The organism is Bacillus sp. N5-665 (assembly GCF_022637375.2).
In the GTDB taxonomy this organism is placed as follows: domain Bacteria; phylum Bacillota; class Bacilli; order Bacillales; family Bacillaceae_G; genus Bacillus_A; species Bacillus_A wiedmannii.
In genome coordinates this window covers 3540809-3562021 of record NZ_CP093325.1, presented here as the reverse complement: position 1 = coordinate 3562021, position 21213 = coordinate 3540809, and the positions used below count along the sequence as shown (strand labels likewise).

Annotated in this window: 26 protein-coding genes; 19 read left to right on the top strand and 7 right to left on the bottom strand. The window is 34.6% G+C overall.

Translation table 11 applies throughout. The annotated features are described in order from the left end of the window. The first annotated feature begins 138 nt into the window (after nucleotides 1-138). The gene (locus MNO09_RS20845; RefSeq protein ID WP_000141167.1) at nucleotides 139-645 is read left to right on the top strand and encodes an acyl-CoA thioesterase; all 507 of its coding nucleotides are present in this window, start codon (nucleotides 139-141) and stop codon (nucleotides 643-645) included. Between the two features lie 126 nt (nucleotides 646-771). Here MNO09_RS20845 and MNO09_RS20840 read toward each other — a convergent pair whose 3' ends face one another. Beyond that, on the bottom strand, nucleotides 772-858 hold the full coding sequence (locus MNO09_RS20840) for a YjcZ family sporulation protein (protein ID WP_000505094.1): 87 nt from the start codon (nucleotides 856-858) through the stop codon (nucleotides 772-774). Between the two features lie 160 nt (nucleotides 859-1018). Here MNO09_RS20840 and cls point away from each other — a divergent pair, with 160 nt between their 5' ends. The 4 genes from cls (at nucleotide 1019) to MNO09_RS20820 (ending at nucleotide 3927) form a co-directional block, all read left to right on the top strand. Further along, nucleotides 1019-2203, top strand: coding sequence for a cardiolipin synthase (cls, locus tag MNO09_RS20835; protein ID WP_000680136.1), 1185 nt, complete (start codon nucleotides 1019-1021; stop codon nucleotides 2201-2203). Nucleotides 2204-2234: 31 nt separating this feature from the next. Further along, a complete protein-coding gene (locus tag MNO09_RS20830; RefSeq protein WP_000340554.1) occupies nucleotides 2235-2693 on the top strand; it encodes a spore coat protein in 459 nt (152 codons plus the stop codon). Nucleotides 2694-2882: 189 nt separating this feature from the next. Beyond that, nucleotides 2883-3062, top strand: coding sequence for a hypothetical protein (locus MNO09_RS20825; protein ID WP_001045960.1), 180 nt, complete (start codon nucleotides 2883-2885; stop codon nucleotides 3060-3062). Nucleotides 3063-3306: 244 nt separating this feature from the next. After that, nucleotides 3307-3927 carry an NAD(P)-dependent oxidoreductase gene (locus MNO09_RS20820; protein WP_000861615.1) on the top strand — a complete coding sequence of 207 codons (621 nt, stop codon included), beginning with the start codon at nucleotides 3307-3309 and terminating at the stop codon, nucleotides 3925-3927. A gap of 25 nt (nucleotides 3928-3952) precedes the next feature. Here the strand turns inward: MNO09_RS20820 and MNO09_RS20815 are convergent, their stop codons facing one another. The 3 genes from MNO09_RS20815 to MNO09_RS20805 form a co-directional block, all read right to left on the bottom strand. Continuing rightward, complete coding sequence (locus MNO09_RS20815; RefSeq protein ID WP_000217333.1) at nucleotides 3953-4435, bottom strand: DUF456 domain-containing protein; 483 nt, start codon at nucleotides 4433-4435, stop codon at nucleotides 3953-3955. A 1-nt stretch (nucleotide 4436) separates the two neighbouring features. After that, nucleotides 4437-5744: a hemolysin family protein gene (locus tag MNO09_RS20810; RefSeq protein WP_000353741.1), complete on the bottom strand. Its 1308-nt coding sequence runs from the start codon at nucleotides 5742-5744 to the stop codon at nucleotides 4437-4439. 208 nt (nucleotides 5745-5952) lie between these two features. Beyond that, entirely contained in the window at nucleotides 5953-6822 is an 870-nt protein-coding gene (locus MNO09_RS20805; RefSeq protein WP_000055288.1) for a hypothetical protein, read from the bottom strand. Between the two features lie 244 nt (nucleotides 6823-7066). On the opposite strand from MNO09_RS20805, the gene cbpA reads away from it, so the two are divergent. The 4 genes from cbpA (at nucleotide 7067) to MNO09_RS20785 (ending at nucleotide 10430) form a co-directional block, all read left to right on the top strand. Then, nucleotides 7067-7714, top strand: coding sequence for a cyclic di-AMP binding protein CbpA (gene cbpA, locus MNO09_RS20800; RefSeq protein WP_001220512.1), 648 nt, complete (start codon nucleotides 7067-7069; stop codon nucleotides 7712-7714). Nucleotides 7715-8150: 436 nt separating this feature from the next. Then, nucleotides 8151-9488 carry a branched-chain amino acid transport system II carrier protein BrnQ4 gene (brnQ4, locus tag MNO09_RS20795; RefSeq protein ID WP_404487249.1) on the top strand — a complete coding sequence of 446 codons (1338 nt, stop codon included), beginning with the start codon at nucleotides 8151-8153 and terminating at the stop codon, nucleotides 9486-9488. 67 nt (nucleotides 9489-9555) lie between these two features. Then, entirely contained in the window at nucleotides 9556-9885 is a 330-nt protein-coding gene (gene csaA / locus MNO09_RS20790) for a chaperone CsaA (RefSeq protein WP_001263043.1), read from the top strand. A 17-nt stretch (nucleotides 9886-9902) separates the two neighbouring features. Then, the gene (locus tag MNO09_RS20785; protein ID WP_000351101.1) at nucleotides 9903-10430 is read left to right on the top strand and encodes a DUF1572 domain-containing protein; all 528 of its coding nucleotides are present in this window, start codon (nucleotides 9903-9905) and stop codon (nucleotides 10428-10430) included. Here MNO09_RS20785 and MNO09_RS20780 read toward each other — a convergent pair. Both MNO09_RS20780 and MNO09_RS20775 read right to left on the bottom strand, forming a co-directional pair. Further along, a complete protein-coding gene (locus MNO09_RS20780; protein ID WP_116480642.1) occupies nucleotides 10403-10708 on the bottom strand; it encodes a permease in 306 nt (101 codons plus the stop codon). The two genes, MNO09_RS20785 and MNO09_RS20780, sit on opposite strands and share 28 nt — an antisense overlap. Before the next feature lie 4 nt (nucleotides 10709-10712). Then, on the bottom strand, nucleotides 10713-11009 hold the full coding sequence (locus MNO09_RS20775; RefSeq protein WP_000770742.1) for a hypothetical protein: 297 nt from the start codon (nucleotides 11007-11009) through the stop codon (nucleotides 10713-10715). A gap of 89 nt (nucleotides 11010-11098) precedes the next feature. Between MNO09_RS20775 and spoIIP the strand changes: the two genes are divergently transcribed. The 5 genes from spoIIP to MNO09_RS20750 all read left to right on the top strand — a co-directional run bounded on the left by spoIIP (nucleotide 11099) and on the right by MNO09_RS20750 (nucleotide 15857). After that, on the top strand, nucleotides 11099-12253 hold the full coding sequence (gene spoIIP / locus MNO09_RS20770) for a stage II sporulation protein SpoIIP (RefSeq protein WP_001079285.1): 1155 nt from the start codon (nucleotides 11099-11101) through the stop codon (nucleotides 12251-12253). A gap of 222 nt (nucleotides 12254-12475) precedes the next feature. Beyond that, nucleotides 12476-12973: a GNAT family N-acetyltransferase gene (locus MNO09_RS20765; RefSeq protein ID WP_140399226.1), complete on the top strand. Its 498-nt coding sequence runs from the start codon at nucleotides 12476-12478 to the stop codon at nucleotides 12971-12973. A gap of 11 nt (nucleotides 12974-12984) precedes the next feature. Then, nucleotides 12985-13725 (top strand): M15 family metallopeptidase, encoded by a 741-nt coding sequence (locus tag MNO09_RS20760; protein WP_000747719.1) that lies wholly within the window; start codon nucleotides 12985-12987, stop codon nucleotides 13723-13725. Nucleotides 13726-13748: 23 nt separating this feature from the next. After that, complete coding sequence (locus MNO09_RS20755) at nucleotides 13749-14195, top strand: NUDIX hydrolase (protein ID WP_000217590.1); 447 nt, start codon at nucleotides 13749-13751, stop codon at nucleotides 14193-14195. A gap of 186 nt (nucleotides 14196-14381) precedes the next feature. Further along, entirely contained in the window at nucleotides 14382-15857 is a 1476-nt protein-coding gene (locus tag MNO09_RS20750) for an amidase family protein (protein ID WP_000453672.1), read from the top strand. A 45-nt stretch (nucleotides 15858-15902) separates the two neighbouring features. Here the strand turns inward: MNO09_RS20750 and MNO09_RS20745 are convergent, their stop codons facing one another. Further along, complete coding sequence (locus MNO09_RS20745; RefSeq protein WP_001181388.1) at nucleotides 15903-17120, bottom strand: MFS transporter; 1218 nt, start codon at nucleotides 17118-17120, stop codon at nucleotides 15903-15905. Nucleotides 17121-17396: 276 nt separating this feature from the next. Here MNO09_RS20745 and MNO09_RS20740 point away from each other — a divergent pair, with 276 nt between their 5' ends. The 5 genes from MNO09_RS20740 to MNO09_RS20720 all read left to right on the top strand — a co-directional run bounded on the left by MNO09_RS20740 (nucleotide 17397) and on the right by MNO09_RS20720 (nucleotide 21131). Beyond that, nucleotides 17397-17825 carry an NfeD family protein gene (locus tag MNO09_RS20740; RefSeq protein ID WP_000741980.1) on the top strand — a complete coding sequence of 143 codons (429 nt, stop codon included), beginning with the start codon at nucleotides 17397-17399 and terminating at the stop codon, nucleotides 17823-17825. Between the two features lie 2 nt (nucleotides 17826-17827). Continuing rightward, entirely contained in the window at nucleotides 17828-18799 is a 972-nt protein-coding gene (locus tag MNO09_RS20735; protein WP_000257391.1) for an SPFH domain-containing protein, read from the top strand. 264 nt (nucleotides 18800-19063) lie between these two features. Beyond that, nucleotides 19064-19654: a histidine phosphatase family protein gene (locus MNO09_RS20730; protein ID WP_001166451.1), complete on the top strand. Its 591-nt coding sequence runs from the start codon at nucleotides 19064-19066 to the stop codon at nucleotides 19652-19654. Between the two features lie 6 nt (nucleotides 19655-19660). Continuing rightward, the gene (locus MNO09_RS20725; protein WP_000278953.1) at nucleotides 19661-20437 is read left to right on the top strand and encodes a Cof-type HAD-IIB family hydrolase; all 777 of its coding nucleotides are present in this window, start codon (nucleotides 19661-19663) and stop codon (nucleotides 20435-20437) included. A 148-nt stretch (nucleotides 20438-20585) separates the two neighbouring features. Further along, entirely contained in the window at nucleotides 20586-21131 is a 546-nt protein-coding gene (locus tag MNO09_RS20720) for a MarR family winged helix-turn-helix transcriptional regulator (RefSeq protein ID WP_000534967.1), read from the top strand. Nucleotides 21132-21213: the final 82 nt, after the last annotated feature.

Genomic DNA, 21213 nt, shown 5'->3' with positions numbered 1-21213 from the left:
TAGTGATAGTAAGCTCATGCCGTTCTAGTGTTAATAGGAAATAGAACTCTTACCGAACTTCTTTGCTCCAGCCGAATTTTGTGGTGGGAGTCTTAATGTCTGCAAATAGCGGGTTAAATAATCAAAGAGGTGATAACAATGACTGAAGTAAAAGGGAAAACAGCGAATGAGTCTAGAGTGTTTAAAACGAGCCGAGTATTTCCAACAGATTTGAACGATCATAATACGCTATTTGGTGGGAAGATATTAGCCGAGATGGATATGGTTGCTTCTATTTCAGCAACGAGACATGCAAGAAAAGAATGTGTCACAGCATCTATGGATTGGGTAGATTTCTTACATCCTGTTCGCTCTTCAGATTGTGTTAGTTATGAATCTTTTGTAATTTGGACGGGTAGAACTTCTATGGAAGTATTTGTGAAGGTAGTAGCAGAAGATTTAATTTCAGGTGAGAAACGTATAGCAGCAACGTCATTTGTTACTTTTGTTGCGCTTAGTAAGGAAAATAATCCGGTTCCTGTGCCGCGAGTTATCCCTGAAACAGAAGAAGAGAAAGAATTACATCGCATTGCAGTGTTACGTGCAGAACAACGCCATATACGTAAGGCGGAGAGTAAGAAAGTAGCTACATTATTAACTTTTTGAGTTGAATATGTAGTCGTTAAAGGTACAATAACAAACGGAAATATTTTTCATATGAAAAGCGGACACCTAAAAATAGGTGTCCGCTTTTATAGTTTTTTCATCCACATATCATATGACGATAACTACTTAGCAGAAGCAAGCAGCACCGACGATGATTAAGAGGATAAATAATACGACTAATAGCGCGAATCCATTACCATGTGCGAAGCCCATTGTTATTTCCTCCTTTTATTTTAAGATACAACATACAATATGCAAATGAGCTATCGTTTGATATGGACATATATCATGTAATGACATATTTTCTTGAATGATATTGTATTAAAAAAGGGAAGATATAGAAATAACAGTAAGTGGAGGAAGGAAAATATCCATGAAACACTTTTTCGTTGTAATCCTTTGTTTAATAGGTGTATTCATATGGATGAACATCGATGTGGAAATGGGGAAAAAAATGGCTAGTGAATATGAATTAGGACAAGTTCGATTAGGTGAATTTCAACTATATACGAACGGTGAAGAGTTATATACGAAATTATTTGAGGATATACGTAATGCAGAAAAATACATATATATCCATTTTTATATTGTAGGTAAAGATGAAATAAGCAAAGAATTTTTGCAGTTACTCGAGAAAAAGGCATCGAGTGGAGTAGAAGTGAAATTGTCAGTTGATCGAATAGGTGGATATAAGCTGAAGAAAAAGATAATTCGTCAACTAAACAGCAATGGTGTCCAGTTTACGTTTAGTAAAAAACCTAAATTGAAACATTTATTCTATTCGTTGCATCAACGAAACCATAGGCGCATTGTTACGATTGACGGAAAAGTATCATATATCGGCGGCTTTAATATTGGAAAGGAGTACCTTGGACAAGATCCGAAATTTGGCCCGTGGCGTGATTATCATGTGCGAGTCAACGGGAATGGTGCCACGGATATGGAAAGAAAATTTGCTGCTGACTGGAAAGAAGATACGGGAGAAAAAATGCCTGTACATAAAAGTATACCTGCAATTGGACATGTAAAATATCAATATTTATTTTCAAATGGAAAAGGGTTATGGGAAAAATATGGAGCGCTTTTAAAGCAGGCTAAAAAGTCTTTAATTATTGCTACGCCATATTTTGTACCAAGTAAAGAAATGATGAAAGAGTTAAAAGGTGCATTAAACCGAGGTGTCAATGTGAAAATTCTCGTACCATTTAAAAGCGACGCAGTATTGTTAAAACAAGCTGCCTATCCGTATTTGAGAGAGATGAACCATGCTGGAGCAGAGATCTATCAATATCGGAATGGTTTTTTTCACGGGAAAGTAACAATCATTGATGGAGAAATTGTTGATATAGGTACAGCGAATTTTGATAATAGAAGTTTTTATTTAAATTGTGAGTCTAACTGTATCATATATGATACAACAGTTGTTGCTGACGTATGGAGCCGATTAAAAGAAGACTTTCATAAATCAAAAAGATTTTCAGAAGAAGACTTTGAGAAAATTAGTAAGTGGAATTGGTTTTTAGCAAGAATAGCAAATGTTATAGCATCATATTTATAACATATAGACAAAAGAGAAGGGAGGCATTTTCATGGATTGTATGAAAGAATTAATGAGGTATAGTTATATGCTTATTTATAAGGTTGGGGAGTATACAGGAAAGGTAAGAGACGAAGAATTAAAGGAGCTATTACAGCATCATTTACCATATATGTTGCAAGCGTATAATGAACAAGTGAATTTTCAAGAAGGAGAGAATGTACAGCATATAACTTGTGAACCAATTTCATCTCATTTTCATGAAATGGAAAAGGAGACTGATAGTAAATATACAGGGGATGTCCATATTGCAACTTGTTATATTTCGCATTTAAAACGGTTAGCACTAAAGTTCGCTCAAGTAGCAGTTGAAGTTGCGAATCCAGAATTCCGCTCGTTTTTAGAAAATTGCTTCCTGAAAATGAATCGTTATGCCTATAGTGTATGGCAATATGTTGTGAAGAAAGAGTATAAGATTAAACATGTATATGAAAATGAGGAGTTTGCATAAGAAACTAAGGCGGAAAGATAGGCGCCTTAGTTTTTTTACTTTTCATGGAGAAAAAAAGAATAGGTGTCTGTATTTATTATCAGAAAATTTACAAATATTTACCGTTTATTTACTATTTTTCAATCTTTCCTTTAAAAATAGAGAGTAATATGGGGGTTGTACATATTCTATCTAAAGGAGGAAACGCAAATGAACAAATGGGTTAAATCATTAACTGCTATGGCACTTGCAAGTTCTTTATTAATGGTAGGTTGTAGTAAAGGTGAGGACAAGAAGAAAGAAGACGATACAACAACACAACAAGAGGACAAAAAGGATAAAGAAACAAGTGGAACTGAGAAATCTACAGATTCTAAAGAAAAGAAATAAAGTGAAACTTTAATCAGTGGGGGCATCCCCCACTGATTATTAGTTGAACCAATCGGGCTTTTACGGGCAGTTGATCCCCATCTAACTTCTTTGTTTTTACTGAATTTTGAGGTGGGGTCTTACTGCCCGTTAAAGCGGGGTAAAATAATAATAGAGCTTCCTCTTATATATGAGGAAGCTTTTTTGTTGAAAATTGATTAAAATTATTGAAAAATAGAGAAAGAATGAAAAAGGGGGAAAACAAATGAAAGTATGTATATTGGGAGCAACTGGTCGAGTAGGTTCAAATATAATAAAATTAGCATTAAAGGATGCAGCTGAAGTGACTGCATTAGCGCGTGATTTAAATAGAATAGAAATAAATCATGAAAGGTTACGAGTTATAGAAGGTAATGTATGGAATGAAAATGATATAAAGAAAGTGATAGAAGGAAGCGATATAGTAATTAGTGCACTTGGAACGGATCAAAATGGGACATTGGCAAAGAGTATGCCACATATTATAAAGAAAATGGAAGAAGTAGGGGTTCATAAGATCATTACAATAGGAACAGCTGGTATTTTACAAGCAAGAACAAATCTAAATTTATATCGTTTTCAATCAGCTGAATCAAAAAGGAAAATGACAACAGCAGCAGAAGATCATTTAGCTGCATATAAGATACTTAGTAGTAGTAATTTATGTTGGACGGTCGTTTGTCCGACGCATTTAATAGACGGTGATGTGACAGGAGTGTATCGAACTGAAAAAGATGTATTACCAGAAGGGGGAGCGAAAATAACAGTTGGTGATACAGCGCAATTTACGTGGAATCTGTGTAGTGAAAACAAATATAAGAATAGTCGAGTAGGTATTTCATATTAAAAAAACCATCCCGAAATTGGGATGATTAAAAGATGATATAACATACAAATATGAGAATCATAATGATTTGGAGAATAGCTTTCGCTACTGTACTGCTTAAAAAACCAACTACAGTAGCAACTCCTACTAGAAAGGCGTCTTTTGGCGCTTTTTTATGCATTAGTTCTGTAATAAATACCGATAAGAACGGTATGATAATTAAACCGAATGGTGGGAAGAAGAAAGATCCGACAATGATAGAAATCATACCGACACGCTCTCCCCATTTAGAACTCCCGTATTTCTTTAAGAAATATCCATTTGCAATAAAATCAGCAATGAAAATAAATAGTGTGAAAATGACTTGAATAATCCAAAAGGAAGTTGTTAGTTCTCCGCCATTTATACCAAAATGGTAAATTAAATATCCAGCCCAGACAGCAAGGATGCCTGGAATGATAGGATAAATAAAGGCGAGAAATGAAACAATGAAACAGGCAATGATACAGATTGTTAATAATACTGTCACTTTATAACTCCTTCTTCGTGTCTAATTTATGCACCGCAATTTTTTTCACTTGATGTCCATCAAGTTCTAGTGCTTTAAATTGAAAACCGGCAAATTCAATGGAATAACCAGCTTCAATATTTAAATCAACTGCTTGAGAGAGGAGCCAGCCTCCAATTGTATCTAAATCGCTATCATCAATATGCAGGCCAAACATATCATTTACTTCAGAAATGAGCACCTTCCCATCTAAAACAGTAAGCTTCGGCGTACGTTTTTCAATCATAGGTGATTCATCCGCATCAAACTCATCTTGAATTTCTCCAATGATTTCTTCAAGAATATCTTCCATTGTTAAAAGTCCAGCAGTACCACCATATTCATCCATAACGATTGCCATCTGAACGCGATTCTTTTGTAGATGTACTAATGTTTTGCGAATTGGAACAGTTTCAAATACAGTTAGTACTGGATGTATGTAAGATTCAAGTGGTTTATGAATGTTTTTCGTTTGATCGTGAAATATTTCTTTCGTATTGATCATACCGATAATATCATCTTTATCTTTTTCGATGATCGGATAGCGTGTATACTTTTCAGTTGCGACGATATCCATATTCTCTTCTAACGTATTTTCTGTAGATAAGCAAATCATTTCTGTACGAGGGACCATAATTTCTTTCGCGACCCGGTCGTCAAATTCAAAAATATTATTTACATATTTATATTCGGTTTGGTTTATTTCGCCGCTTTTGAAACTTTCACCTAAAATGAGTCGTAGTTCCTCTTCAGAATGGGCAAGTTCATTTTCTTTCGCAGGCTCTAAACCGAGTAGTTTTGTGAAAAAGATTGCCGTACTATTAAGTAGCCAAATGAATGGATACATAATTTTATCAAATAAAATAAGTGGTCGTGCAAACTTAAGTGTGATTGCTTCTGCTTTTTGAATGGCGAAAGACTTTGGAACTAATTCACCTAATACAACATGGAAAAATGTAATAACACTAAAAGCAATAATAAAGGATAAAGTATTCGCCATTGTTCCAGTAATATTAATCTTTTCAAAGAGCGGTCGTAGTAAATGTTCCACAGTCGGTTCACCGAGCCAACCAAGCCCTAAAGAAGTAATCGTAATCCCGAGCTGACAAGCTGATAAATAAACATCTAAATTAGATAGGACACTTCTTGCAGCTAAAGCTTGTTTATTGCCTTCATTTGCAAGTTGGTCAATGCGACTTTTTCGTACTTTTACAACAGCGAATTCTGATGCAACGAAAAAGCCGGAAATAAGGATGAGTACAAAGATGAGAAAAATATTTAATATGTCCAAGTGTGTTCTCTATTCCGTAGTTTGGAATAAAGATGTCACCTCCTGCGATTATGTTATACTTTTATAATAAATCCAAACGAAAAGAATAGTCAAAGAAAAAGGGTAAATATTGGTATGTTTCTGCAATTGTTTTTGAATTTGCTGTTATTTTGTCCGCTATACAAAAGGAATAACCCCCTACTTTCAGATTATAGAGGGTTATTTCAAATTAAGGTTTTGGAATACTTCTCGTTAAAGCGTATGATTGTTGTTTAACGTGATTTGTCGTCCATAGTGTTTGAAGGAAAGAGAGTATGCAATATGGGATATACAAAAGTAATAAGCTAATTGTAACAATAACAGGGGCATTTCCGCCGAATTGAACGATAAATTGCAATAGTCCGCTTGCATGAAAAACGCATTCCATAATAACGAATGAAAGAATAATGGAACCTAGAATAGATTTGTGATTCGAAGTAAGCGCTAAAAACAATGTATCTACAAGGAAAGAAGATTGTTTTATTTCATATTCATTTGTGTTACTTAAGAAAGGAACCCACTTTTTTATTGCTTGCATAACGATAATCATGGAAGTACTACAAACGATGATAAAAGATGAGTAGTAAGGAAGCTTTATCAATTTTGTGATGTATAGGAGTAGTAATAAGACTGAGCATTGTAATAATACAGTACAAAAAGAGTACGGTATCCATTTTAATAAAGAAGTGAACTTCTTAACCGATTGAGGTGCTTTAAAAAATAAATGGCCGATCCCTAAGCTGATAAAGAATCCGATTGCAAGAGTAAAGGTAAAACGAACAATCGATAAAAAATATATTTCCCATATGTAAGGGAATAACGGTGTTGAATGATTAGAAGTGTTAACCATTTGATTTGCTGAGAAAAAGATAGATTCGTGCATCCAATCAATCTTTGGAATTGTCATAGAAGAAAGTTGTGCGAAGTTATGAAAAATGCTTATAAAGCCAGTTATGTATGAGTATTTATGTGTAATGAATAATGCAGGAATAGGACTAATGATAAATATAATGAGAACACCAACGATAAATTTACATATATGTGAGCGCAATAAAGACATGTAATCACCTACTCTTAGAATATTCAGAAAATTCTTATTCTTATTTTAGCTTTTTTTGGCGTAAGTTACAATATATTTTTCTTAAAGAAATTTAGTATTGTAGGGGATATAAGTGAATGAAACGTGAATAAATTATGACAAGAAAATGAATAATTTTCAGAAAAGTAAAATAAATCATTTATTTTTTTCTGAAAATATAATATAGTTATGGCACAGAAAGTATTTTAACATAAGGAGGCTGTTTATGAGGATTAAAGGGAATTATGTGCCGAAAAGGGAAGTTTTATTTTGCTCAAGTTCAATTACGATAGGGGAAGCACTGGAGCATTTAAATAAAACTGGGTATCGTTGTGTACCAGTTTTAGATGAAAAAAAAGAGAAATATTTAGGGAATGTATACAAAGTAGATATTTTAGAATATAAAGGTTCGCTTGAAGAGAGTGTAGTACAATTATTAAACGATAAAGAAGGTTATGTTAGAGAAGATTCTTCGTTCTTTAAAGTGTTTTTTACAATAAAAAAATTACCTTATTTATCAGTAGTTGATGAAAATGGAGTCTTTCTTGGAATTTTAACGCATAAAAAGGTTTTCGAGTTATTAGAAGATGCTTGGGGCGTTCATTCTAGTAAATATTCTGTCATGATTGGGACACAAGATTATAATGGGGCCATTCAAAAATTATCGACAGTATTAAAAAAATATACAGGTATCCAAAGTTTAATGACTTTTGATAATGATGCCTTATTAGTTCGTAGAATTATGTTTACATTAGGAGAAGAGTTTAACGATGGTGAATTAGAGACGTTATTGAAAGATTTAGAAGATCATGGATTTAGAGTTGTGTATGTGGAAGAGATGAAAAATCCACGTGAAGTTGAAACGATAGAGTAACATACAAAAGCCATCTAATTATGTTGGATGGCTTTTACTATGTTACGTGTATAAAATTATTTGAAAATAACGATAGGATAAAAGTTGAGATTGTAACAATATTTGTGTGAAAGAATGAAAAATGTAGATAATTTTGATTTTCAAAAAAATCAATTTGAAAATATGTTTTTATTTTTCAACTAAATATGTTACTATATGTGTGATAAAAACAAAGAGGTCTGACAACTATACTCCACGCAATACCACTCTAATGAGTTAAAAATTCAAAAAAATCAAAAATTAATAGTTAGAGTAAGAATAAGGGGAATGGAGAAATTATGGAGAAAGACACTGCTTTGTAAGGGGCATATTTTATCATCTTGAGCAGAGAGGAGGATGCATAGCATATTGTGAAAATAGAGAAAAACAATGAAAAAGTGCTATGCAAATGAAAAGTATGAAGGGACGTTTAAGGCCAGGTGATACGGTAGCAATTGGTTTAATGTTATTTGCACTATTTTTAGGAGCAGGAAATTTAATTTTCCCACCAGTTTTAGGGCAACAAGCTGGAGAGAATGTTTGGATTGCTACAATTGGATTCCTAGTAACGGGAGTCGGATTACCCCTATTAGCTGTAACAGCTGTCGCGTTTGTAGAGGGGGACTTGAAAGCGCTATCTTCTAGAGTTCACCCTGTATTTGCGTTTATTTTCCCATTGATTAGTTATTTAGCGATTGGACCATTTTTCGCGATTCCGCGTACGGGAGCTGTTTCATTTGAAATGGGTATGAAGCCATTTCTATCAGAGGCATTGGTTTCAGAGTGGTACATGCTATTTCTTTTCACTATAATTTTCTTCGGAATAACGTGGTATTTATCATTAAATCCATCTAAATTAGTGGATTGGTTCGGGAAATTTCTTACACCATTGTTAGTATTGATTGTTGCTGTTATTGTCGGAAAGGCAATTATTGATCCGATTGGAGAACCAGCTGCACCGCTAGCGGCATACAAAGAAAATGCTTTCTTTGGTGGATTTATTCAAGGATATTTAACGATGGATGCAATTAGTGCACTTGTCTTTGGAATTGTCGTTGTACAAGTTATCCGCTCTAAAGGGATAAAAGAGAGTAGTGAAGTTGCAAAAATAACAGTAGTATCAGGTATTATTGCTGTACTTGGTTTAACGTTAATCTATTTATCACTTGCTTATCTTGGTTCAACGAGTACATCACTTGGTGTCTCGGAGAATGGTGGACTTATTTTAACGAATGTTGTAAATGAGTTATATGGAACAAGTGGTAAAATTTTATTAGGACTTGTTATTATACTTGCTTGTTTAACAACTTCTGTTGGATTAACATCAGCTTGTGCTGGTTTCTTTACAAACATATTCCCAAAACTTTCGCATAAAGCGATTGTAACGATGGTATGTGTGTTTAGTTTAATTGTATCTAACCTAGGTTTAACACAATTAATTGCAGTCACTTTACCAGTGTTAATGATCATTTATCCAGTTGCAATCGTATTAATTGTACTTTCTTACTTCCATAAATGGATAGGGAAGCGTAATACCATTTATATTGGGGCTATTTTAGGCGCATTGTTAATTAGTTTCTTTAACGGTTTAGAAAGTGCGAATATTAAAATTGACGCGATTTCTAACGTACTACAAATGTTACCATTATATAATGAAGGAATAGGATGGTTAATCCCATCATGTATTGGCGGGATCCTCGGTTTCTTCTTCTATAAATCAAATGAATCAAGTGAACTACAAAAGAAAGGTGCTTAGGCGCCTTTCTTTTTTTAAAAGGGAATTTTTGTGTTTTGTCTAAGTAATAATTGGGAGGAATGATAAAATGGCTAATTTTGAAGATTTTTTAACTTTGGATGTAAGAATTGGAACTGTAACACATGCAGAGGAATTTAAAAAAGCTAGAGTTCCAGCAATTAAACTAGAAATTGATTTTGGAGAGCTTGGAATTAAGCAGTCGAGTGCTCAAATTACGAAGAGATATACCCCAGAAGATTTAATCGGTCAGCAAATCGTTGCTGTTGTAAATTTTCCGCCAAAACGTGTAGCTGGATTTAAATCAGAAGTGCTTGTTCTTGGAGGAGTACCTGAAGATGGTGATGTCGTATTACTACAGCCTAATATGGAATTACCAAATGGAACGAAAATTAGTTAGTGTAAAGGCGGGGGAACATGGATATTGGACGAGAATATTTACAATGTGCGATTTCGAATTTTAAAGCAACAAAGAAACAAGGGGAACGGGTGCTTTCTCAATTATCATATGAACAAATCGAATGGTCTTCTCATGAAGCAACAAATAGTATAGCGGTTATTATAAAGCATCTGCATGGTAATATGCGTTCTAGATGGACGGACTTTTTAACGTCTGATGGTGAAAAAATAGATCGTAACCGAGATGCTGAATTTGAAGCTGGTTATTCTTCTAAGGAAGAGGTACTCAAATCATGGAATGAAGGATGGGAATATGTTTTGAAAACGATGCATGTGCTAACGCCAGAAGATTTATTACAGACGGTATATATTCGTGGTGAAGCACATACTGTCATGCAAGCAATAGAAAGACAAATTTCTCATTATGCTTTGCATATAGGACAAATTATTTACATCGGTAAAATGTTAAAAGAAAACGAGTGGGAATGTTTAAGTATTCCTAGAGGACAGTCTGCACGTTATGTAGAGAAAAAACGTTCAACATAACAATAGGAAAGAAACCGATATAAAATGGGAAATAAGAAAATCACCCAAATAATAGATGGTTCTGTAATCATAAGCATGCTACCAAAAATAAGTCCATATATAATAAGAAAGAAATTAAAAAGCGTATTTACGGGGATAAATCGTGAGATGAACACTTGCTGTCGCTTAAAGCAATCACTGTGAAATAAATAAAAGCGGAAGTACGATGTGGCAGTAATAAGATCTTTCTTTCGCGCAATTCTTTTTTTGCATGTATGACAGATGAATGGTGGTTGCATTTCATTACGCTCCATTTTTTATTTTCGTAATAATGTAAGACAAGATTAAGTGCAAGGTGTATATCCCTATATACGCTCCTGATATAAGAAAAAATGGATTTAGTAAAATTCCATGAATGCTTGTCATAAAAACTAAATCTTGTATTAAAACGTCATATATATTAATAGAAATAATTGTACCGAGTACATAAAGTGCTAAGTAAGCTGAAATATGTAAAGCAACACGGATTGTAGGATGCTTAGCAAGCCAATAAAAAATAAATGATAGTACAAAGGGTAATGTTCCAATTAGTAGCTTCAATTCATTTCACCTCATTAACAATATAGCCGGAATTTAGACGGTCTATTCTCTAGAGCTTGTACATAACTTGGAATAGAGAGGGTGATAGTATGAATCGAGGCTTTTTTTATGTGAAATTCACAAGTGTACGTAAGTTAATTTTACTTATTATTGCTACAGTACTTGCGACTTTTTTTCTTATTAGTATGATGGTAACTTCTATGAAAGAGACAAAGTCAACGTATTTATATAATTGGTTAAATGAGTTATCGATGAATGGTTACATGTACGTACTTGGGAAAGAGAATCATTATTTTACACAGGAGTATCGAAATTTAAATCAAGATTTTTCGATTTCTTCTTTTCTCTTTTCGATGGCTACGAATATTCGTTTTAATGATGTACGCAGTTTTGTCGGCAAAGAGCTACCTGGTTTTGGTAAGTACGATACAGAAATTGTAATTGCGGGTGAAGGGACAAATTATTCTAACTTACCGATAGAGTCGAGCGTTCCACTTGAAGAAGTGGTAAAAGAACGGACTGGTGAAGGTGGACAGGCTCAAAAGCCAGATACGAACAAAGAGAAAAAGCAACCGGCTCAAACGACAGGAAAAAGACAAGTTGCGTTTATTTATCATTCGCATAGCTGGGAATCTTATTTGCCGTTACTAAATTTAGCAAACGATCCAAATCCGAATAAAGCGACCAGTTCTGTCACGAATATTTCAATAGTCGGCGAACGATTTCGTGAACAATTAGAAAGTGAAGGGATTGGAGCTGCTAACGACAAGACTGATGTCGGCCAAAAGTTGATTAGTAAAGGGTTAAATAGTAATAGTTCTTACAAAATGTCGCGGGAAATTGTACAAGAAGCAATGACCGGCAATAAAGAACTGCAGTACTTCTTTGATTTACATCGTGATAGTGCTCGGAAGAATGTTACGACAAAAGCAATTGGAGATAAATCATATGCAAAGCTTGCTTTCGTAATAGGGAAAGGCAATAAAAATTATGAAAAGAACTTACAATTAGCAACGGCTTTACATGAGACGATTAGCAAGAAGTATCCAGGAGTGAGTCGTGGTGTCATTCAAAAAGGATTCCAAACAGGAAATGGTGTCTACAATCAAGACTTGTCAGGGCAAGCGATATTAATTGAAGTTGGTGGCGTAGATAATACGGAGGAAGAACTAAATCGATCGATTGATGCCCTTGCTAAAGCATTTGGTGAATATTTCTGGCAGGCAGAAAAGGTGAATGGATAAAATGAAACATAAATTTGTGGGAGAGTCTGAAAAAACGTGAGTGTAATGCTTGCGTTTTTTGTCATGATGAGACGTCACAGAATAGACATAATTTGTCGTTGTTATATTAATATCGAAATTTGTCAAATTATACTGGGAGATTTACAAAGGGATTTTCGGGAAAGTAGAGAAAATCTTTTTACAAGGAAAACTTTTTATTATAAAACTGGTAGGGTGATAGAAGTGATTAGGGAGATCAAAATAGAAGATGCAGCACCATTTTTGCAATTAAGTAAGCAACTAGATGAAGAAACGAAATTTATGCTATATGAACCAGAAGAAAGAAAATTTACAACCGAGCAACAAGAACAAATGATTCATCGCTTTATAGAAAATGAATATGCAACAATATTCGTAGCAGTTGAAGAAGAAAGTATAGTAGGGTTTATTTTAGTGAATGGAAATAATATTCAAAGAAAGAGACATGTAGCAAGTATTGTAATTGGTATTTTGCAAGAGTATAGCGGGCGAGGTATCGGGACGAGATTGTTTAAAGATGCTGAGAAGTGGGCAAGATTACATGATGTATGGCGTTTAGAATTAACGGTAATGGCCCACAATACAAGAGCTCAGGCACTATATAAAAAAGCTGGATTTGAGAAAGAAGGTGTCAAAAGAGCTGCTCTTATTATCGATGGAGAGAACATCGATGAGTATGAAATGGCCAAATTATTAAAATAAGAGGTCGTTATATGAAAAAAAGATGGACACTACTTGGTATCGTAGCGATGATACTCATTGTTGGAGTAGCAGGAATCAATTATAAAATGTATAAGGATAAGCAGGCGCGCGAGGTAAATGTAAATAACATATTTCCGAAAGCGAAAGAAACGATTGCGAATATGGATGGTGATATTGCGGTCATTAGTAATCCGAATTCGATACTTGTGCTTGTGAATAAAAGTAGGCGTTTGCCAGATGGGTATAGACCGCCAGATTTAGTTATTCCGAAAGTACGTTACTCAAGTGAAGGTGATCAAGAAAAGAAAAAAATGAGGAAAGAGGCAGCAGGGGCACTTGAGGAAATGTTTCAGCAAGCTGATAAGGAGCGTATTTTCCTTTTTGCAGTCTCTGGATTTAGATCTTTTGATCGACAAAAAGCATTAAATACGATGTATAAAAAACAAGATGGAGAAGCAAAAACAGCAATGTCGAGTGCAGTTCCTGGAACGAGTGAACATCAAACTGGACTAGCTATGGATATTACATCGCAATCTGCTAAGTTTCAGTTAGAGACAATTTTTGGTGAAACGAAAGAAGGGCAGTGGCTTTCTGAAAATGCCCATAAATTTGGTTTTGTCATTCGATATACAAAAGAGAAAGAATCGCTTACGGGCTATCGATTTGAACCATGGCACGTGAGGTATGTGGGAAATCCACAAGCTACATATTTATATGAAAATCAACTGACACTTGAAGAAGTAACAGAGTGAACAATTGAGGGGAGAGAAGGGTTATGACGGTGTTATATAAGAAAAAGGTACACGTGTATGTAACAAGAGAAAAAGAAGGAGTTATGCAACTGCTTGTTTTTAAACATCGTGATATACCTGAAGCTGGTATACAAGTACCAGGGGGAACAGTTGACGAAGGGGAAACGTTAGAAACAGCAGTGTTACGTGAAGTACAAGAAGAGTCTGGATTACGTCATTTATGCATAGAACGATTCCTAGCCGACTACATCATACATGTAAAGGAGAAAAAGGAATATCAAAAACGCCATTTTTTCCACGTAACGTTACCAACAGATGTAAAGGATAATTGGGAACATACTGTAAGTGCCGGTGAGGAAGATGAAGGTTTAGTATTTTGCTACGAATGGATTGATATTGCAAAATGCCCTGCATTAGCTGGGAAACAAGGTGAGTTTTTACATTTGTTAGATGAAGTATATGTAAAGTAATAAAAGGGTCTGAAGCGGAAGTTCATTCGTTTCAGACTTTTTTTATTTTTCAGGAAATAAAAGGTTTTTATATTGGTAAGTTGAATTCTTTTAAAGGGATTGTAATTGTATATGTGAGGAGTGGAGAAAATGAAAAACTAATAGGTACATGTAATCAATAAAAGGCTTTATAGAAGGAGAATGATGATGGAGGTTCAGTTCAATACACTGTTACAAAAAGAATTAACAATTCATGATATACAAAAAGCAATGGCAGCTGGGCAATTAACTTCAAAAGAATTAGTTATGTATTACCTTCATAGAATCGCAAAGTATGATCAAGACGGACCAAAAATCAATTCTATTTTAGAAATCAACCCAGACGCTATCTTTATTGCAGAAGCGCTAGATCATGAAAGAAAAACAAAAGGTGTAAGAGGTCCACTACACGGTATACCTGTTTTACTTAAAGACAATATTGAAACGAACGACTCTATGCATACAAGTGCAGGTACGATTGCTCTAGAACAAAATATAAGTATTGAAGATGCATTTCTCGTAACAAAGCTGCGAGAAGCAGGAGCAGTGATAATAGGAAAAACAAATATGACAGAATTAGCAAATGGAATGTCTTTTGATATGTGGGCTGGATATAGTGCAAGAGGTGGACAAACAATAAACCCTTATGGTACAGGTGAGGATGATATGTTTGTTGGAGGCTCAAGTACAGGATCTGCGATAGCAGTTGCTGCTAATTTTACAGTAGTATCTGTTGGAACGGAAACAGATGGTTCTATATTGAGTCCAGCTGTTCAAAACTCTGTAGTCGGTATTAAACCGACTGTTGGTCTAATTAGTCGTAGGGGAATTATTCCGCTTACTTATTCACAGGATACAGCGGGACCATTTGCTAGAACGGTAACAGATGCTTCTATTTTGCTAGGGAGTTTAACTGGGGTAGATGAGAAGGATGTAGCTACTCATAAAAGTGAAGGTATGGCAGAGCAGGATTATACAAAATATCTTGATGTTAATGGCTTAAATGGCGCAAAGATTGGTGTATTTAGCAATGCACCTAAAGATTATTATGAAACTGGTGAGTATGATGAAAAATTGTTTAAGGAAACGATTGAAGTGTTGCGTAGTGGGGGTGCGACAGTAGTAGAGGATATTAATATTCCGTCTTTTCATAGAGAATGGAGCTGGGGTGTATCGCTCTATGAATTAAAGCATAGTTTAGATAACTATCTTTCAAAATTACCTTCTACTATTCCAGTGCATTCTATTTCAGAGTTAATGGAGTTTAATGAAAATATAGCAGAAAGAGCTTTGAAATATGGACAAACTAAGTTGGAGAGAAGAAAAGATGTTCCTAATACGTTAAGAAATCCAGAATATTTAAATGCAAGATTAGAAGATATATATTTTTCTCAAGAACAAGGCATTGATTTTGCACTGGAAAAATACAATCTTGATGCGATTCTGTTCCCTTCTTATATAGGCTCCACTATATGTGCGAAAGCAGGTTATCCGTCTATAGCAATACCGGCGGGATATATGGATAACGGGAGACCGTTTGGAATTACTCTTGCAAGCACTGCTTTTTCTGAGGGGACCTTGATTAAACTAGCATACGCTTTTGAACAAGCGACAAAGCATCGGAAAATCCCTAACTTATCATGAATAAAATAAATAGGACAGGAATTCCTGTCCTATTTATTTTGTTAATTAAAGTGAAATATCTTTTTGCTCTGTTTTATCATATTTTAATAAGTTAAATGATAAACAAACAGAGCACAATATAAGGAAAGAAGCGAGAATATAAATAGTACGAACACCGAACAGGTCGGTAATAATTCCAACGCTAAGCATAGAAAGACCAGAAGCTGTCGAGAGGATTGCACCATGAGCTGTATACATTTTTGATAATAAAGTAGGGGCTACACTAGATTGTAGTACTGTCGTTTGAGAAATATCTCTAATTTGATAACATGGCCCCATTAGAACGCATAGAAAAAGCGCAATAAACCCGCTACTTGTCATACCATATAAAAATGTAAGAATACTAAACATAAGAGAGCCTATCGCCATGGAGCGTATTAAATTGTTTTGAATGTATGTACTCATTTTCCATGCTAATATCCCGCCAATTAACGTCCCTACATAATAACTTGTATTAATATATCCCCACCATTCTTCTCCTTTATGAAGAACAGTCGTTACATAAGCCATTGTAATAGCACCGATCCATATTGTCCCTGCGAAAGTTTCAATTAAGTCCATACATGTAACGATACGGAGAGAAGGGTATTGAAATAAGAGTTTCCAACCTTCCAATAAAGCAGCGCCTTTTGAAGAAGAAGGCTCTATTACTCGTTCAGTATGTAGGGAACGTAATGAAAGGTGTAGTGCAACACATCCAAAAATCATCAAAATGTTATTCATCATGAGTGTAGAAGTAGCACCGATATGAAGAACGATGACACTTGTAAATGAATAAGCAGCGGCTTGCGCAATTTGTGTGGAAAAGGAAAAAATACTATTTACTTTTACTAATTGTTCTTTTCGTGTAAGGCGAGGAAGGATACCGTATAATAATGGCGCGCTCCAACCGCTACATAATGAAATGAAAAAAATGAAAATGAATAGTGCTACAATATTTGTGGACAGGGATGGGAATAATATCATTAATAAAAATAATAGAGCAGTTTTTGTCCATTGTAGTGTGAAAAGTAATGAATAAGATGAAAAACGATTCATTATAAGTGGTGCAGATGTATTTGCTATAAGATTAGTTATGACTTGTACTAATGGAAAAAGAGCGGTTAATGTAGCTGATTTCGTTGTGATATACATATGAGTTGTAATAATCATGATGTATACGATGTCAGCGAGAGTAATGCATATTTTAGAGCCTAAATAGTAAATTAGTGAACGGTTTTGCAACAAGCACACCACCTTCCTAAAAAATAATATTTTAGTAGTTAAAATAATTATAAATTGAAAATTAAATTTTCGAAAGAATTTCATTTTTTTGTCGCTTTTTGAAAGGGATTTTCATGTATAATGAAGAATATATTAATATAGTATTTTATTAATACTTTTTATAACAGTGAATATGTACAATAGCTTGTAGTAAATGCCCTGGTATAAGAAAGGGCGGATAAACCATTCTTTTCTTCATATACATATAGAAAATGAGAAAGAAAGTGAGGGTTGCATATGGCTGCTTGGGTGATTTGGTTTATAATAGCTGGTATTTTATTTATTGCGGAAATGTTGTCGATTACGTTTTATATGCTTTGGCTTGGAATTGGAGCTGTTGTCGGAGGTCTAATTGCTTTGTTTGCTCCTGAAGCACTACTGTTACAAGTTGTTGCTGGTGCAATTGTAAGTTTAACATTGACTTTCTTTACGAAAAGAATTTCAAAAAACTTTCGAGAAGCAAAAGGTTTTACTGATACAGTAGATATGCTTGTCGGTAAAAAAGGCATTGTTATGCAAGCGATTACAAAAGAAGCGAATGGTATTGTGAAGGTGGATGGAGATATTTGGACAGCTATTGCAGATGATCCAATTGATGCTGGAGAAAAAGTTATTGTTATAAAGAGGCATAGTACTATATTACAAGTAAAAAAGGAGAGTGAATAAATATGGCAGTAGCATTAACATTAACGATTATTTTCGCACTAATTGTTGTTACATTTATCGCATTAACAATTAAAATTATTCCACAGCAAAAAGTTGGAGTCGTTGAAAGATTTGGTAAGTTTCAGCGTATTATGGAGCCGGGATTAAATTTATTAATACCAATTGTAGACCGCGTTCGTGTATATCATGACTTACGTATTCAACAAACGAATGTACCACCGCAGAAGGTAATTACGAAAGATAATGTACAAGTAGAGATTGATACAATTATTTTCTATCAAATTGTAGAACCAGAACTTGCGACATATGGTATTTCGAACTATGAATATGGTGTTCGTAATATTACTTCTGCAACGATGCGCCAAATTATCGGTAAAATGGAACTGGATGAAACGCTATCTGGTCGTGAAAAAATTTCAACAGAAATTCGCTTAGCACTTGATGAAGCAACAGAAAAATGGGGCGTTCGCATTGAGCGTGTTGAAGTTGTTGATATTAATCCGCCAAAAGATGTGCAAGCATCGATGGAAAAACAAATGAAAGCAGAACGTAATAAACGTGCGATTATTTTAGAAGCTGAAGCTGCAAAACAAGATAAAGTTCTTCGTGCTGAAGGTGAAAAGCAAAGTAAAATCTTAATGGCTGAAGGTGATAAAGAAGCACGTATTCGAGAAGCTGAAGGTATAAAGGAAGCAAAAGAACTAGAAGCGCAAGGGGAAGCAAGAGCGATTGAGGAAATTGCAAAAGCAGAACAAAATCGAATTGAATTACTTCGTGCAGCAGATTTAGATGAACGCGTACTTGCTTATAAATCATTTGAATCATTGATTGAGGTTGCAAAAGGTCCAGCAAATAAAGTCTTTATTCCGTCTAATGCAATTGAAACACTTGGTACTCTCGGGGCAATTGGAGAAATCTTTAAAGAAAAACAAGCGAAGAAATTGCCTTCTTCAGATACACCAAAAGAACAATAAGAGTGAAAAAGAGAAATGGGATGCCATTTCTCTTTTTATTTTTGAGTAGGATAAAAAATATTAGTCCTTTGCCATTATGGATAGGGCTTTTTTGTTTGTCACTTTTCAAAGAATTATAAGTTTAGAGTGTTTGGAATTGTTAAGTGGAATAACACGTTTACTAGACGGTTAAAAAACTGTCAAAGTAATATATTTTTGTTAAAGAAAATTTAAAATATGATATAATGGAATTTTGTGGATATTAAACAAGGGAGTGGGAAACAAGTGCAAATATTATTAATACGTCACGGTGAATCCGAAGCAGATATTTTACATGTACATGAAGGACGAGCTGACTTTGAATTAACAGAAAAGGGAAGACAGCAAGTGCAAAGGCTTGTACAGAAAGTGAAAGCAGATTTTCCACCAGATTTCATTTGGGCAAGTACATTAAAGCGTGCTCGTGAAACTGGTGAAACGTTAGCTGAAGGAATTGGATGCCCAATTCAACTAGAAGAGGAATTAATGGAGTTTAATAACGGAGTGCAAGCAGGCTTATCTTTTGAAGAAGCAAAGAAATATCCAGAGCCAAAGTTTCTTCATGACCGTTTTGAAAATGGGGAATCATTTATTGAATTTAGAATGAGAATAGAAGGAATCTTTTCTAAAATCGTGACGGAGAATACTTATGAACGGATAGCAATCGTTGCACACGGTGGTGTAATAAATAGTCTATTACGTGCGTTTTTCAAAATGCCCATTTCAATGGACTATTATTTTAAAATGGGAGATACGGGAATAAGCTTAATTGAAATTGATGGCGAACAAAAAACGGTGCATTTCATTAATGATACGAATCATTTGGACGGGATGTAAAGACCCGTGTACAAAGTAGTGTTTTTTGATGTTGACGGTACGCTTTTAAGTGAGATTGATAGAAGTATGCACGAAAGTACAAAAGAAGCGATACAAAGATTAATAGATAAAGGAATTCACGTAGTTGTTACAACAGGGAGACCATATAGCTTATGTTCGCAATTTAAGGAACTAGGCATAAATACGTTTATTTCTGCAAATGGTGCACATATTAAGTGTGAGGAATCAGTTATACATAAATCAGTACTTTCCAGTGAAATCGTTCATGATATCTCAGAGTTTGCAGAATTACATGGTCACGGCGTTTCTTATTTTACTGAGGGTTTTACAATGAACGGAATAGCCTCAGATAATGAGCGTGTAATGCAAGCACTTAGCGAGACGTTAAATTTAGGGGAGTACCCTGAAAAAAGCAAGGATTTGTCTGAAGAGATCTATTGTTTATGTCTGTATGCGGATGAAATAGAATCTCAAAAATTTATTGAAAAATACCCAATGCTTACATTCGACCGTTTTCATGGTTATGTCATAAATGTATTGGAAGATAATAAAGTATCGAAGCTCACCGCAATTCAAAAAGTATTGGATCACTTAAACATTTGTAAATCAGAAGCAATTGCTTTTGGTGATGGTGGAAACGATATTGAGATGTTGCAATATGTAGGATTAGGAATTGCGATGGGGAATGGCGGAGAAGTACTAAAAACAAAAGCTGATTTCGTTACAAAGAAGGCAAGTGAAGGTGGTATTTCCTTTGCCTTAAAGGAGTTTCGTATTATTTAAAGATAATAGCTAGTCAGTTTGAAAAATCCTGTTTTCATGACAGGATTTTTTGTTTAACAATATTCTTGCAATAAAAGTAAAAATGTGAGTATAATGAAAAAGTAGTTAGGTAAGCTAATTAATTAAAAGGAAAGGAGAGTGAAGATAAATGGGTTCAAAAAATGATTCTCTTCCTTTAGGGATTGGGCCGTATACAGAGTTAATAAAAAAGACAGCATCAGCGGATACGGATCCAATCGCAGCAAAACTTGGTTTGTTAATGTTATGGACGTCTGATAATGTTCTTGATGCTGTTGACGTAGATTTAGCTCCACTTGGTATATCGGAAAGTAAATTAGATTTTTTACTGTTGTTTATTTTGCGTGAAATGGAATCAAATGGGGAAGAAGTGAACATGAGTCCTTCGGATATTGCGAGTCGATTAGGGATAACACGTGCTTCTGTCACTGGCTTATTAGATTGGATGGAGAAACGAGAGTTAATCGTAAGATTTCATCATTCTGAAGATCGAAGAAGGTTAAAAGTGAAAATTACTTCGAAAGGAAAAGAATTAGTAACGCAATCTTTACCAACTTTTTGGTTATCTTGCGCTTCGTTAGTTGACGACTTTAATCAAGAAGAGCGTCAAGTTTTAGAGAAGCTATTAAATAAAATACAAATAAATATGCAGGTGAAATTAGGAGAAGGTAGGTAAATAAGTTGATTATGAGGATCAACTTATTTATTTGGGAATATAATTAGCTTACCTTATTATATGTTTGACTAACTTTTGAGGC